The sequence below is a fragment of the Actinoplanes campanulatus genome (assembly GCF_014647795.1).
GTDB classification, from domain to species: domain Bacteria; phylum Actinomycetota; class Actinomycetes; order Mycobacteriales; family Micromonosporaceae; genus Actinoplanes; species Actinoplanes campanulatus.
In genome coordinates this window covers 201,301-214,082 of the sequence record NZ_BMPW01000001.1, presented here as the reverse complement: position 1 = coordinate 214,082, position 12,782 = coordinate 201,301, and the positions used below count along the sequence as shown (strand labels likewise).

Sequence of the window (12,782 nt, the reverse complement as noted above, 5' to 3'; positions counted from 1 at the left end):
GGCCGGGGATGGTTGCCCCCCACAACGCGCCCAGCGTGTGTTCCTGCCAGGCCTGTCGCCTTGGCCGCTGCACACGCGCCGCCGACCGTGAGCGGCGGTCCGGTTACGGACGGCGGCGGAGTGGATCGGGCGGGGCAATCGCGGAGCGGTCAAGAGACGGCGTTGATGGCAACGGGGAGAGCGGAGGGACGGCGATGGGGACGCTGACGGTGGAGGATGCGGCGTTCGGCTATGGCGACGGGACGCCGGTGCTGAGCGGGGTCGCCGTGACGGTCCGGCCGGGCGAGGTGCTCGCGGTCACCGGTACGTCCGGGGCCGGGAAGAGCACGCTGCTGCGGGCGATGGCGGGTCTGCTCGCGCCGCGTTCCGGGAAGATCTCGGTGGACGGCGCGCCGCTGACCGGCCGGGATCACGCCGTATCGCTCGGGGTGGTGCTCATACCGCAGGACAACGGTCTGGCCGCGATCCTCACCGCGGCCGAGAACATCTCGGTGGCGGTGATCGCGACCGGTGGCTCACCGGCGGACGCGCGGCGGCGGACCTCCGAGTCGCTGGACGCGCTCGGCCTCTCCGGCCAGGCGAACCAGTTGATCGACGAGCTCTCCGGTGGCCAGCAGCAGCGCACCGCGGTGGCGCGCGGCCTGGCGCTGCGCGGGAAGATCGTGCTGGCCGACGAGGTGACCAGCGAACTCGACGCGGCGAACCGTCAGCGGGTCCTCGACCTGCTCCGAGCCGAGGCGGCCCGCGGCGCGACGGTCGTCTTCGCCACCCACGACCCGGAGGCCGCGGCGGCCTGCGACCGCGAACTCCACCTCACCGACGGCGTCGTCACCTGGCCCCGCCCCTGACCGGAGCGCCGATCTTGGGCGTCTTTCCACCGCGAGAGGTGGCAAACCGTCCAAGATTGCCGAGAGTGCATCCGCGCGGAGCGCGGGTGCTAGACCGGGGTCTCGTGCCCGGAGGGCAGCAGGGTGACCTCGCCCTCGATGTGCTGGACCGTGAAGAGCGTGCCCGGCGGATAGGAGCCCAGCACCTCCGGCGGCAGCTGGACCGTGCCGTCGCCGGCGACCACCGCGAAGTCCTGGCCGTCGCGGCCCTCGGCGCCGACGCGGCCGTCGCGGATGGTGACGGCGCGGCCCAGGCGGGCGCCGACCTCGTTGTCGTGGGTGACCACGACGATGGTGGTCTGGCGTTCGGTGTTGACCGTCTCCAGGGCGTCCAGGACCTCGTCGCGCCCGGCCGTGTCGAGACGGCTGGTGGGTTCGTCGACGAGCAGCAGGCCGGGGCCGGTGGCGATGCCGACGGCCAGGGCGGCGCGCTGCTGGGCGCCGGGGGTGAGTTCGGCGAGCTTACGGCGGCCCTGGCCGGGGAGGCCGACCAGGTCGAGGATGCGGTCGGGGTCGTCGAGTTCGATGCCGCGGGTGTGTGCGGCCCGGCGCTGGGCGAGCCGGATGTTGCGGTGTAGCGACGCGTAGGGCAGCAGGTTGCGGGAGGCGCCCTGGAGGACGACGCCGATCTCGGTGCCGCGCAGCCGGGAGATCTCGCCGTCGGAGAGTTTGCCCATGTCGTAGGTGCCGATGTTGATCCGGCCGGCGGACGGGCGCATCAGCCCGGCCAGCAGCGCGATCAGGGTGGACTTGCCGGAGCCGGACGGGCCGACCAGCGCCAGCGTCTCGCCGGGGGCGATGGAGAGGTCGACGCCGGCGAGGGCGACCACGTCGCCCGCTTCGGCGCGGTAGATGTGCACTACCCGGCGGCAGGCGACGGCGAGTCCGTTCATGACGCCCAAACTAATCAACGTCCGCCCCGGTGAATAGGGTGTCCCCGTGCGCGACATCGCCGTTTTCACCGGATCTGCCCATCCTGAACTCGCCGCCGAGATCTGCGAGCACCTTGGGGTGCCGCTCATGCCCACCCAGATCTCCCGGTTCGCCAACGACTGCATCGAGGTGCAGTTGCAGGGGAACTGCCGGGAGCGGGACGTCTTCCTGATCCAGCCGCTGGTGCCGCCGACCCAGGAGCACCTGGCCGAACTGCTGTTCATGCTGGACGCGGCGCGGGGCGCGTCGGCGGCCCGGATCACCGTGGTCCTGCCGCACTACGCCTACGCCCGCAGTGACAAGAAGGACGCCCCGCGGATCTCCATCGGCGGCCGCCTGGTCGCCGACCTGCTGAGCACCGCGGGCGCCGACCGGGTGCTGGCGATGACCCTGCACTCGCCGCAGGTGCACGGGTTCTTCAGCATCCCGGTGGACCACCTGCACGCGCTGCGTGAGCTGGCCCACCACTTCCGCGGCTATGACCTGAGCAACACCGTCGTGGTCTCCCCGGACCTGGGCAACGCGAAGGAGGCCGCGGCGTTCGCGCGGATGCTGGGGGTCGAGGTGGCGGCCGGCGCCAAGCAGCGGTTCGCCGACGACAAGGTGGTGATCAGCTCGGTGATCGGCGAGGTGGCCGACCGGGACGTGATCGTGCTGGACGACGAGATCGCCAAGGGCAGCACGGTGTTCGAGTTGCTGGCCCGGCTGCGGGAGCGCAACGTGCGCAGTGTCCGGGTGGCCTGCACGCACGGCCTGTTCACGAACGACGCGGTGCAGCGGCTGTCGGACGAGAAGGAGATCGAGGAGATCGTCTGCACCAACACGGTGCCGATCCCGCAGCGGAACCGCACCGACAAGCTGACCATCCTGTCGGTGGCGCCGGCGCTCGCCGAGGCCATCCGGCGCATTCACAACGGCGAGTCGGTGAGCGCGCTGTTCGCCTGATTCTGGCAAACCGGTCTCACCGGCCTCACGAAACGCGAATCATTACCGCATGGGTGTCATGGCTTACCCCCTCCGGTACGCGCTTGCCGACCTCGCCCTCGCGCTCAGCCGGGCAGCGTCGGATCCGGCCGAGGTCCGTTCCACGGCCGCCCGCGCCGCCGCCGACATGATCGGTGACGGCGCGGGTGTGCAACTGCTCCGTGAGGACGGCCGGTACGAGGAGATCGCGTACCACCATCTCGACAACGAACGATCGGACCCGCTGGCCCTGGCGCTGAACCGGGCCGGCCAGGCCCCCGACGACGAGTACTCGACCACACTGGCCGCCAGCCGCCGCCCGATCGTGCTGGCCGGCGAGTCGGCGGCCGCGCTCGCCAACCCCGAGTTGTCGATCACCGCGGCGGTGCTGATCCCGGTGATCGTGGACAACACGTACTCGGGCCTGCTGATCCTCACCCGGCACACCCCGGACGCCTTCTACTCCACCCCGGAGGTGGAGCTGGCCCGGGACATCGCCGGCGAGCTGTCGCTGGCGATGAGCAGCGCCCGCGCCCAGGAGCGGCTGCGGGTGGCCGAGGAGCGGTACCGCCGGGTGCTGGAGACGATCCCGGAGGGTGTGCTCCAGCTGGACCCGAACGGCGTGGCGACGTACGCCAACGAGCCGATCGGCGTGGTCCTCGGGATGCCGCGGGCCGAGCTCGTCGGGGTGTCGCTGCGCGGCTTCCTGGACAACGTCGGGCAGAAGGAGCTGGACCGCCGGATCGCCGAGTGCAAGACCGGCCGGTCCACGGTCGGCGCGACCCGGCTGATGCGGGCGGACGGTTCCCGGCGCAGCGTACGGATCAGCATGATGCCGGTCCAGGACGAGAACCACGAGTTCACCGGCGTCCTGTGCATGATCACCGACACCACCGACCACATCGACGCGCGGGGTCTCAAGCGGCAGCTGGACCACCTGCGGCGGCTGGACAGCCTGGGCCAGCTGATCGGTGGGCTGTCGCACGACTTCAACAACCTGATGACCGTGGTGGCCGGCTCGGCGGACATGATCCTGAGCAGCGCGGAGGAGGGGTCCTCGCACTACCAGTTGGCCAAGGACATCCTGGACGCGGTCGGGACCGGGCGGACACTGACCCACCAGTTGCTGGCGTTCGGCCGCAGTGAGGGCGGCCGTCCCGAGGTGATCCCGATCCCGGACCTGCTCACCGACGTGCAGGCGCTGTTCAGCCGGACGCTCGGCGAGCACATCGGCCTGGATCTGGCGTTCGGCCCGGAGGTGTGGCCGATCCGCGCCGAGCGGGGCCCGCTGGAGCAGGCGCTGGTCAACCTGGCCGCGAACGCCCGGGACGCCATGCTGCACGGCGGCATGGTCCGGGTGACCGCCACCAACAAGGTGATCGAGCCGGGGCAGCTGGCCGAGGGCGCGCCCACCGGCAAGCTGGTGCACCTGGTGATCACCGACACCGGCGCCGGCATGGCCGAGGAGGTCCGCCGCCGGGCGCTGGAGCCGTTCTTCACCACCCGTCCGACCGCGGCCGGCCTGGGCCTGGCCACCGCCGCCGGGATCGTGCACAACCTGGGCGGTCACATCGAGCTGGAGTCGCAACCCCGGATGGGTACGACGGTGCACATCTACCTGCCGGCGGCCGAGCAGAGGGGCGGTACGTCCGGGGAGCGGCAGCGGCGGACCAACGTGATCGGCCGGGTGCTGATCGTCGAGGACCAGCCGGACGTGGCCCAGCTGGTACGCCGGCTGATCGAACCGGCCGGTTACGAGATCGCGGTGGCCACCGACGCGCTGATGGCGGTCACCGAGGTGGCCGCGGGGGCACGGCCGGACCTGCTGATCACCGACGTGGTGATGCCGACGATGACCGGGCCGGAGCTGGCCGGGGCGCTGCGGACGCATCAACCGGATCTGCCGGTGCTCTACATGTCCGGGTACACGGCGGCGTCCCTGGGCCCGCAGTTGCACCTGGACGAGAACAGCATGCTGCTGGAGAAGCCGTTCACCCGGTCGACGCTGCTGGGCGCGATCCGCTCGCTGTGCGGCCCTCAACCGCCAGTGTCAGGATAATGACCCCAACTTGCCGAAATTTCGGGCAAAGCGCAGTATTCCGGGGTGGCTGAGGACCAACTCGTCGGGAACTCGTACCGCCTGATCCGCCCTATCGGACAGGGCGCGACCGGAACCGTCTGGCGGGGAGAGCACCATCCCACCAACGAACCGGTCGCCGTCAAGCTGCTCCACGAGAGCCTGCTCCGGCAACCGCGCCTGGTCACCCGCTTCGTCCAGGAGCGGACCATCCTGTTGATGCTGCGGCATCCCAACGTGGTCCGGGTCCGCGACCTGTTCAGTGTCGGCGAGACGCTCGCGCTGGTGATGGACCTGGTGGACGGCGGCAATCTGCGCGATCACCTGCACCGGGACGGGACGATGTCACCCGCCGAGGCGGCCCGTCTCGCCGCGCAGATCGCCGCGGCCCTCGCCGAGGCGCACGAACTGGGCGTCATCCACCGCGACCTGAAACCGGACAACGTGCTGCTGGACGGTGACGGCCAGACCCGGCTCACCGACTTCGGCATCGCCCGCATCCTCACGCTGCCCAGCATGACCACCCCGAACGCGGTGGTCGGCACGCCGCACTACATGGCGCCCGAGGCGTTCCACGGGACCACGCCGAGCGCGGCCACCGACGTGTACGCCCTCGGTGTGCTGCTCTACGAGCTGGTCTGCGGCCGTCCGCCGTACCGCTCCGATTCGATCCCGGAGCTGATGCGCCTGCACGCGGAGGGGAAGCCGGAGCGCCGCGACGGCATCCCCGATCCGCTCTGGCGGATCGTGACCACCTGTCTCTCCGCCAAGCCGCGCCTGCGTCCCAGCGCCGCCGAGCTGGTCAACGACCTGACCGCGCTGGCCGCGAGCCTGCGTTCGGCGCCCGCGCTGCCCCGGGCGCCGTCCGCGGAATCCGAGGTCCTTGCGGAGGAGGCCGGTCCGCGCAAGCCGCCGGTGCCCGGGCCGCGCCGCCGTCCGCACCGCAACGATGCGGCCGGTCGCTGGTCCCGGCCGGGCGCGATGGCGGCGCTGACCGTCGGGGCGATGCTCGTCTCCGCGATCGCCACCACGGCCTGGCATCTGGGCCGGCAGGACGACGAGACGCCGGAGGCGGCGCCCACCGTGATCGTCGCTCCGAGCGTGCCGTCGCTCACCCGGGCCGCGCCTCGCGCCGGCGCTTCGCGCCCTCCGGCCAACCGATCCGGTCGTGAGCACCGGGCGGCGAAGGGCGTCGCGCTTGCGGCGCCCCAGCCCAAAGCGGCGGCGGTACGGTCGACGCGCACCGCCCCGGCCAGGACCACCGCCCGGTCGCCGCTGCCGGAGGGCAGAGCGCGCGGGCCGTGGCAGTGCGCGCAGGGCCTGGTGTTCGACCTGCCGAGCCGGACCGCGGTGGGCCCGCGCCCGTGCCATTCGACCGGCCGTGACGTCCGGTTCCAGGGTTCGCTGACCGCTCCGGCGGGTGGCCGCGCCCGGGTCGAGGTGACCCTGCGCGACGCCGCCACCGGGCGGACCGTCGCCGGGCCCACCACCTGCGATCTGCGGTTCACCCGGCAGAGCTTCATCCGTGGGTGTGGTCCGGCCGCCGCCAGCCCGCGCCGGGGCCGGAGTTACACGGTGGTGATGTCCTACCGGTTCGTTCGCGACGGCCGCTCGTTCTCGAACACCGCCCGGGGCCACACCTTCACCTGGTGAGGCCCCGTGGTGCCGTCGAGTGGCGTCAGCCCGCCGCGCCGGTGAAGGCCGGCAGGTATCCGCTGGTGTAGCCACTGGTGTTCGGGTGGTACGAGTTCTGCGGCGGGATGATCGTCAGCCCGTTGAGCCACGGCCGGGACGAGCACACGCCGTGCCCGGTGAACTCGTCGCGCACGTCGGAGTAGACGAACCCGGCCGCCTCGGCGCGCTGCTGGATCATTTCGTCGAGGACCCGGGCGCCGTCGTTGATCGCCCGCCGTTTGGCCGTGCTCATCTCGCAGATCAGCGACGCGGTGTCGAAGATCAGCGGGTAGGAGAGCACCACCACCCGGGCGCCCGGCGCCTTGGCCCGGATCGCCGAGTACGCCGCGTCGAGCTTGCCGGGCAGGGTGTTCGCGACGTACGTCTTCCCCTGGTTGACCTTGCTGACGCAGGCGGAGTCGCTGGAGGTCAGGCAGGTGACGATGGTCGGGGCGAACCCGGCGTCGTTGCCGCCGATCGTGATGCTGACCAGGTCGGCGCCGGCCTTGATGGCCGGCGCCTGGGTGCGCACGATGTCGTCGGTGACGGCGCCGCCGCAGGCCAGGAACTGGAACGACGCCGGGCTGTTGGCCGCGGCCCACTTGGGCCCGTAGGCGTTGTTGCTGCGCAGGCAGGTGCCGGACTGGCCGGGCGCACCGACGCCGGAGGAGTACGAGTCGCCCAGGGCGACGTAGTCGATGCTCGCCGCCTGGGCGGGTGCGGCGAGGGCGAGGCTCAGGACGGACGAGGTGACGAGACAGGCGAGAACGGTAGCCCTACTCATCGATGGCCTCCGATGCTCCACGTGGGGATACGGGGACCGAAGCGCTTCGGTTACCGCACGGTAAGCCCGTCTTCCGAGAAATGGAATCCCGTGAAATTCCTGTTAAGAAGTAGTAACATCCATCGATGTGACCTGGGCCTATCACGCAAGGTCATGTTTCGTGTGCGACTCGCCGGGCGGCGAATCCTCAGCGGCCTTCCAGGCATGCGCGCTAGCGTTCGATCATGGAGGAGAGCCGGGCCCGCCGTGTCGTCACCCGTCTGCGGGATCGTGACGTTTTCGCTCATCTGAAACTGCCGAGCGCCGGGCGCTCCGGCTACGCCGTCCGCATCGTGCTGGCCGACGGCCGCGAGGCGCTGTGGGGCGACGACGGATCGGCCGCCCTCAAGGCCCAGGTGATGCGGGACGGGGTGCTGGTCGGCTTCGTCGACTCGATCCCGGGCTCCGAGGACTACACCGACGACCAGATCGTCGACGCCATCGCGGCCGCCGACTACGACCGCCCGATCGGCCGTTCCGTGCGGCCGGCGGTGACCCGCCGGGTGCCCCCGTCGTCGCCGCCCCCGACCCTCGCCGAGCGGTGGCGGGGCTTCCTCGGCTAGGCGAGGTCGGCCAGGCGAGGTCGGCCAGGTCGGGTCAGGCGGAGTCGCGCAGCACCAGCGGGGTGGGCAGCAGCTGACCGCCCGGGTCCGGGTGCTCGCCGCGCAACTGGCGCAGCACCAACTGGGCCGCGCAGGAGCCGATCTCCTTGGCCGGCTGGTGCACCGTGGTGAGCTGCGGCTGGCAGCGGACCGCCCACGTGCTGTCGTCGAAGCCGACCACGCCGACGTCGCCGGGAACGCTGCGCCCAGCTTCCCGCAGCGCCTCCAGGGCGCCGGCCGCGATCGCGTCCGAGGCGGCGAAGACCCCGTCCACACTCCGATCGCGTTCCAGCAGCTCGCGCATGCCCTTGACGCCGGAGCCGTAGTCGTAGTGCGGGACGTCGGCGACCATCTCCTCGTCGAAGAGGGGGCCGAGCGCGGCGCGGAACCCGGCCAGTCGGTCTATGCCGGAGTCCCGGTCCAGCGCGGCGGCGATCATGCCGATCCGGCGGCGGCCGCCGGTGAGCAGGTGCTCGGTGATGGCGCGGGCCGAGCCGACGTTGTCTATCCCGACGAAGGGGATGGTCCGGTCCAGCTCGGGCGGGTGGCCGACGAACGCGGCCGGCAGCGAGAGGTCGCTGATCACCTTGATGATCGGATCCTGGGTGCGGGCGGACACGACGATGGCGCCGTCGACGAAACCGCCGCTCAGATAGCGGGCGACCCGCTCGGTGTCCCGTGACGACTCGACGACCAGGCTGACCATCTGGTGGTCGGCCAGCGACAGCGCCGCGTTGGCGCCCAGCATGATCGAGCCGATGTTGGGGTCGTCGAGGAAGAGCGAGTGCGGCTCCAGCGTGACGAAGGCGACCGCCTGCGACCGGCGCATCTTCAGCGCCCGCGCCGCGTTGTTCGGCACGTAGCCGACCTCGGTGATCGCCGCCTCGATGGCGGCGCGTGCCTCGGCGGAGACGTAACCGCCGTTCAGCACGCGGCTCACGGTGCCCCGGGACACACCGGCCGCGGCCGCGATGTCGTGCACGGTGGCGCGTTTCTGGGGCTGGGGCCGGGACATGCGATCAACAGTAACCCGCTCGCTATTGACCTCTTCGCAGGCCAGTCCTACTGTGTGCACGTTCACACATCCGTAACAGCCGTTTAGGTTCGCGGAAATGTGTGCACGTGCACACATTCGCTGACCAGGAGTGCTATGAAATTCGTGCGCATGCCGGTGCCGGGCGTCAGCCTGGGCTGCGACTACAACCCGGAGCAGTGGTCGCCGGACGTCTGGCGCGAGGACGTCGCGCTGATGCGGCAGGCCGGGGTGGACCTGGTAGCCGTCAACATCTTCGGCTGGTCCAATCTCGAGCCGAGCCCGGGGGAGTACCGCTTCGACGACCTCGACGAGGTCGTCGAGCTGTTGCACGCCAACGGCATCAAGCTCAACCTCGGCACCGGGACCTCGTCCCCGCCACCCTGGCTCACCAGCCGCTACCCCGAGGTGCTGCCGGTCGCCGAGGACGGCACGACCCGCTTCCCGGGCGGCCGGCAGGCCTGGTGCCCCAGCTCCCCGGTCTTCCGGGACCGGGCGCTGGACCTGGTCTCCCGGGTCGCCCGCCGGTACGGCCGGCACCCCGCCCTGGTCCTGTGGCACGTCTCCAACGAGCTGGGCTGCCACAACGCGCTCTGCTACTGCGAGACCAGCGCCGAGGCGTTCCGGAACTGGCTGCGCGGCCGCTACCGGAAGATCGAGACGCTGAACGCGGCCTGGGGCACCTCGTTCTGGAGCCAGCGGTACGGCGACTGGTCGGAGATCCAGCCGCCCCGCCTCGCGCTGTCGCTGCGCAACCCGGCCCAGATCGTCGACTTCCACCGGTTCAGCTCCGACGAGCTGCTCGGCTACTACCGCGCCGAGGCCTCGATCCTGCGCAAGCACTCGCAGACGCCGGTCACCACGAACTTCATGGTCACCGCCCACATCCGCAACCTCGACTACTGGTCCTGGGCGCCGGAGATGGACGTGATCGCCAACGACCACTACCTGGACCACCGCCTCGGCGACCCGGTCGCGGAGCTGTCCTTCGCCGCCGACCTGACCCGCGGCCTGGCCGGCGGGCGCCCGTGGATGCTGATGGAGCAGGCGGCCGGCGCGGTCAACTGGCAGCCGCACAACCTCACCAAGGCGCCCGGCGAGATGATCCGCAACTCGCTGACCCACGTGGCCCGCGGCGCCGACTCGATCTGCTTCTTCCAGTGGCGGGCGTCGGCCCAGGGCGCCGAGAAGTTCCACTCGGCGATGCTGCCGCACGCCGGCACCGACACCGTCGCCTGGCGCGAGGTGCTGCGACTGTCCGAGACCCTGGACCGGATCGGCGAGGTGGCCGGCACGGAGGTCGAGGCCGACGCGGCCCTGCTGTTCAGCTGGGACTCGTGGTGGTCGGCCGAGGGCGAGGCGCGGCCGTCGCAGGCGGTCACCTACCTCGACCAGGTGCACGCCGCGCACCGGGCGCTGCGCGGGCTCGGCGTGACCACCGACGTGATCGCGCCCGGCACCGACCTGAGCCGCTACCGGCTGGTAGTCGTCCCGTGTCTCTACATGGTGTCGGACGAGCACGCCCGGGCGATCGCCGACTACGTGGCCGCCGGCGGGCACGTGGTGGTCACCTTCTTCAGCGGGATCGTCGACGAGCGGGACCGGATCCGGCTCGGCGGTTATCCGGGGGCGTTCCGGGACCTGCTCGGGGTGGTGGCCGAGGAGTTCGCGCCGCTGCAGCCGGAAATGTCCGTGACGCTGACGAACGGCGCGACCGCGACGCTCTGGACCGAACGGCTGCGAGTCACCACGGCCACGGTGGAGGCCTCCTACCGGGACGGGCTTCTCCCGGGGGTCCCCGCGATCACCCGCAATCAGTACGGCGACGGCGTCGCATGGTACGTAGCCACTAAAACGGATATGTCCGAGCTGTTTAGAGAGGCGACCGGCCGCCGCGGAGAGACCGGCAACGTCGAGATCGTCCGGCGCTCCGGGGGCGGCCGCTCCTACCTCTTCGTCATCAACCACGGGACCGATCCCGTCGAGCACCCCACCACCGGGTACGACCTCGTCGCCGGCCAGGCGATCAGCGGGTCGCTCCGCGTCGAGGGCGGCGGTGTGGCCGTGATCCGAGAGGAGGCCCGGTGAAAGCCCCGAAGAAGGCCCTGCTGTTCTTCATCCTCCCGTTCGGCCTGCTGTTCACCGCGTTCTACCTGGCCCCGATCCTGTACGCGATCAAGCAGTCGCTGTGCAGGGTGGAGCGCACCGGCACGTTCGGCCCGGCGGTCGAGGTGTTCGGCGGCCTGACCCAGTACCAGCGGGTCTTCGCCGACGGCCCGTTCTGGGAGTCGATCGGCCGGGTGCTGCTGTTCGGCGTCGTGCAGGTGCCGGTGATGCTGGGCCTGGCCCTGTTCCTGGCGCTGCTGCTGGACTCCGGACTGGTCAAGGGGCGGCGGTTCTTCCGGCTGGCGTTCTTCGTCCCGTACGCGGTGCCCGGTGTGGTCGCCGCGATCATGTGGGGCTTCCTCTACTCGCCCAGCCTGTCCCCGTTCGACGCGGTCACCGGCAACGTCGACCTGCTCAGCGCCGACGTGGTGCTCTGGTCCATGGCGAACGTCGTGACCTGGGTGTACGTCGGCTACAACATGCTGATCATCTACTCCTCCCTGCTGGCGATCCCGCAGGAGGTGTACGAGGCGGCGCGCATCGACGGCGCCGGCGCGGTCCGCACCGCCTGGGCCATCAAGATCCCACTGGTGATGCCGGCGATCGTGCTGACCACCGTCTTCTCGATCATCGGCACCCTCCAGCTGCTGGCCGAGCCTCAGGTGTTCCGCACCTTCAGCTCCGCGGTGACCAGCACGTACACGCCGAACCTGACTGTCTACTCCACCTCGTCCATTCCGAACTTCAACCTGGCCGCGGCGTTCTCGGTGGTGCTGGCCCTGGCCACGTGCCTGCTGTCGTTCGCCTTCCTCAAGGTCACCCAGCGGGGAGGCGACAAATGAAGCGCGTGACGCCGATGGTGATCATGGGAGCCGCGACCTTCTACTTCCTGGTCCCGATCTGGTGGCTGTTCGTCGCCGCGTCCAAGACCAGGAGTGAATTCACCTCGACCACACCCCTCTGGTTCGCCGACTTCGCGCTGATCGACAACCTGAAGGAGCTGTTCGCGTACCGGGACGGGGTCTTCCTGCGCTGGATGCTGAACAGCGTCGTCTACACCGGCGGGGCCGCGCTGCTCGGCACGATCCTGGCCGCCATGTGTGGATACGCCCTGGCCAAGTACCGTTTCCGGGGCCGCGAGGCGATCTTCGACATCGTCCTGGGCGGGGTCCTCGTGCCGGCCACCGCACTCGCCCTACCGTTGTTCCTGATCTTCAGCCAGTTCGAGGCGACGAACACCTTCTGGTCGGTCTTCCTGCCCAGCCTGGTCAACCCGTTCGGCGTCTACCTGGCCCGGATCTACGCCACCGCCAGTGTCCCGGACGAACTTCTCGAAGCGTCCCGCCTGGACGGCTCCGGCGAGATCCGCACCTTCTTCACCATCTCCAGCCGGCTGATGTTCCCGGCCCTCGTGACGATCTTCCTGTTCCACTTCGTCGCGGTCTGGAACAACTTCCTGCTCCCGCTGATCATGCTCGGCGAGGAACGCCTCTTCCCGGTCACCCTCGGCCTCTACACCTGGAACACCCAGGTCAACCAGCTTCCCGAGCTGCGGATGCTGGTGCTCACCGGCGCGCTCGTCTCCATCGTGCCCCTGGTGATCGCCTTCCTGCTCCTGCAGCGGTTCTGGCGCAACGGCCTCGGCTCCGGCGCCATCAAGTAACCCCCCCTTAAGAAATGAGGA

At 70.5% G+C, this 12,782-nt stretch carries 11 protein-coding genes; 8 read left to right on the top strand and 3 right to left on the bottom strand.

The window, feature by feature from the left end; all coding sequences use genetic code 11:
- Positions 1-194 precede the first annotated feature (194 nt).
- Positions 195-848, top strand: a complete 654-nt coding sequence (locus tag IEZ13_RS00965; protein WP_183215694.1) for an ABC transporter ATP-binding protein — start codon at positions 195-197, stop codon at positions 846-848.
- Positions 849-937: 89 nt separating this feature from the next.
- On the opposite strand, the gene IEZ13_RS00960 is transcribed toward IEZ13_RS00965, so the two are convergent.
- On the bottom strand, positions 938-1,780 hold the full coding sequence (locus IEZ13_RS00960) for an ABC transporter ATP-binding protein (RefSeq protein ID WP_183215692.1): 843 nt from the start codon (positions 1,778-1,780) through the stop codon (positions 938-940).
- Between the two features lie 46 nt (positions 1,781-1,826).
- Here IEZ13_RS00960 and IEZ13_RS00955 point away from each other — a divergent pair, with 46 nt between their 5' ends.
- From IEZ13_RS00955 to IEZ13_RS00945, 3 genes are read left to right on the top strand one after another with little or no spacing between them, the layout of a single operon-like run.
- On the top strand, positions 1,827-2,765 hold the full coding sequence (locus IEZ13_RS00955) for a ribose-phosphate diphosphokinase (RefSeq protein WP_183215688.1): 939 nt from the start codon (positions 1,827-1,829) through the stop codon (positions 2,763-2,765).
- A 58-nt stretch (positions 2,766-2,823) separates the two neighbouring features.
- Positions 2,824-4,842 carry a hybrid sensor histidine kinase/response regulator gene (locus IEZ13_RS00950; protein ID WP_229794383.1) on the top strand — a complete coding sequence of 673 codons (2,019 nt, stop codon included), beginning with the start codon at positions 2,824-2,826 and terminating at the stop codon, positions 4,840-4,842.
- 45 nt (positions 4,843-4,887) lie between these two features.
- Positions 4,888-6,513 carry a serine/threonine-protein kinase gene (locus IEZ13_RS00945; RefSeq protein ID WP_183215684.1) on the top strand — a complete coding sequence of 542 codons (1,626 nt, stop codon included), beginning with the start codon at positions 4,888-4,890 and terminating at the stop codon, positions 6,511-6,513.
- A gap of 25 nt (positions 6,514-6,538) precedes the next feature.
- Here IEZ13_RS00945 and IEZ13_RS00940 read toward each other — a convergent pair whose 3' ends face one another.
- The gene (locus IEZ13_RS00940; protein WP_183215682.1) at positions 6,539-7,318 is read right to left on the bottom strand and encodes an SGNH/GDSL hydrolase family protein; all 780 of its coding nucleotides are present in this window, start codon (positions 7,316-7,318) and stop codon (positions 6,539-6,541) included.
- Positions 7,319-7,542: 224 nt separating this feature from the next.
- Here IEZ13_RS00940 and IEZ13_RS00935 point away from each other — a divergent pair, with 224 nt between their 5' ends.
- Positions 7,543-7,920: a hypothetical protein gene (locus IEZ13_RS00935; protein ID WP_183215680.1), complete on the top strand. Its 378-nt coding sequence runs from the start codon at positions 7,543-7,545 to the stop codon at positions 7,918-7,920.
- A 34-nt stretch (positions 7,921-7,954) separates the two neighbouring features.
- Here the strand turns inward: IEZ13_RS00935 and IEZ13_RS00930 are convergent, their stop codons facing one another.
- Positions 7,955-8,974 (bottom strand): LacI family DNA-binding transcriptional regulator, encoded by a 1,020-nt coding sequence (locus IEZ13_RS00930; protein ID WP_183215678.1) that lies wholly within the window; start codon positions 8,972-8,974, stop codon positions 7,955-7,957.
- Positions 8,975-9,109: 135 nt separating this feature from the next.
- Here IEZ13_RS00930 and IEZ13_RS00925 point away from each other — a divergent pair, with 135 nt between their 5' ends.
- The 3 genes from IEZ13_RS00925 to IEZ13_RS00915 are packed head-to-tail and all read left to right on the top strand — an operon-like array spanning position 9,110 to position 12,761.
- Positions 9,110-11,080, top strand: coding sequence for a beta-galactosidase (locus tag IEZ13_RS00925; protein ID WP_183215676.1), 1,971 nt, complete (start codon positions 9,110-9,112; stop codon positions 11,078-11,080).
- On the top strand, positions 11,077-11,940 hold the full coding sequence (locus IEZ13_RS00920; RefSeq protein WP_183215674.1) for a carbohydrate ABC transporter permease: 864 nt from the start codon (positions 11,077-11,079) through the stop codon (positions 11,938-11,940). Before IEZ13_RS00925 ends, IEZ13_RS00920 begins: the two co-directional genes overlap by 4 nt.
- Positions 11,937-12,761 (top strand): carbohydrate ABC transporter permease, encoded by an 825-nt coding sequence (locus IEZ13_RS00915; protein ID WP_183215672.1) that lies wholly within the window; start codon positions 11,937-11,939, stop codon positions 12,759-12,761. Before IEZ13_RS00920 ends, IEZ13_RS00915 begins: the two co-directional genes overlap by 4 nt.
- Positions 12,762-12,782: the final 21 nt, after the last annotated feature.

Bases quoted from the DNA above. Each gene is read 5' to 3' on its own strand.
- IEZ13_RS00965 (WP_183215694.1), top strand. From the start codon at position 195: ATGGGGACGCTGACGGTGGAGGATGCGGCGTTCGGCTATGGCGACGGG.
- IEZ13_RS00960 (WP_183215692.1), bottom strand. From the start codon at position 1,780: ATGAACGGACTCGCCGTCGCCTGCCGCCGGGTAGTGCACATCTACCGC.
- IEZ13_RS00950 (WP_229794383.1), top strand. From the start codon at position 2,824: ATGGCTTACCCCCTCCGGTACGCGCTTGCCGACCTCGCCCTCGCGCTC.
- IEZ13_RS00940 (WP_183215682.1), bottom strand. From the start codon at position 7,318: ATGAGTAGGGCTACCGTTCTCGCCTGTCTCGTCACCTCGTCCGTCCTG.
- IEZ13_RS00935 (WP_183215680.1), top strand. From the start codon at position 7,543: ATGGAGGAGAGCCGGGCCCGCCGTGTCGTCACCCGTCTGCGGGATCGT.
- IEZ13_RS00930 (WP_183215678.1), bottom strand. From the start codon at position 8,974: ATGTCCCGGCCCCAGCCCCAGAAACGCGCCACCGTGCACGACATCGCG.
- IEZ13_RS00925 (WP_183215676.1), top strand. From the start codon at position 9,110: ATGAAATTCGTGCGCATGCCGGTGCCGGGCGTCAGCCTGGGCTGCGAC.
- IEZ13_RS00915 (WP_183215672.1), top strand. From the start codon at position 11,937: ATGAAGCGCGTGACGCCGATGGTGATCATGGGAGCCGCGACCTTCTAC.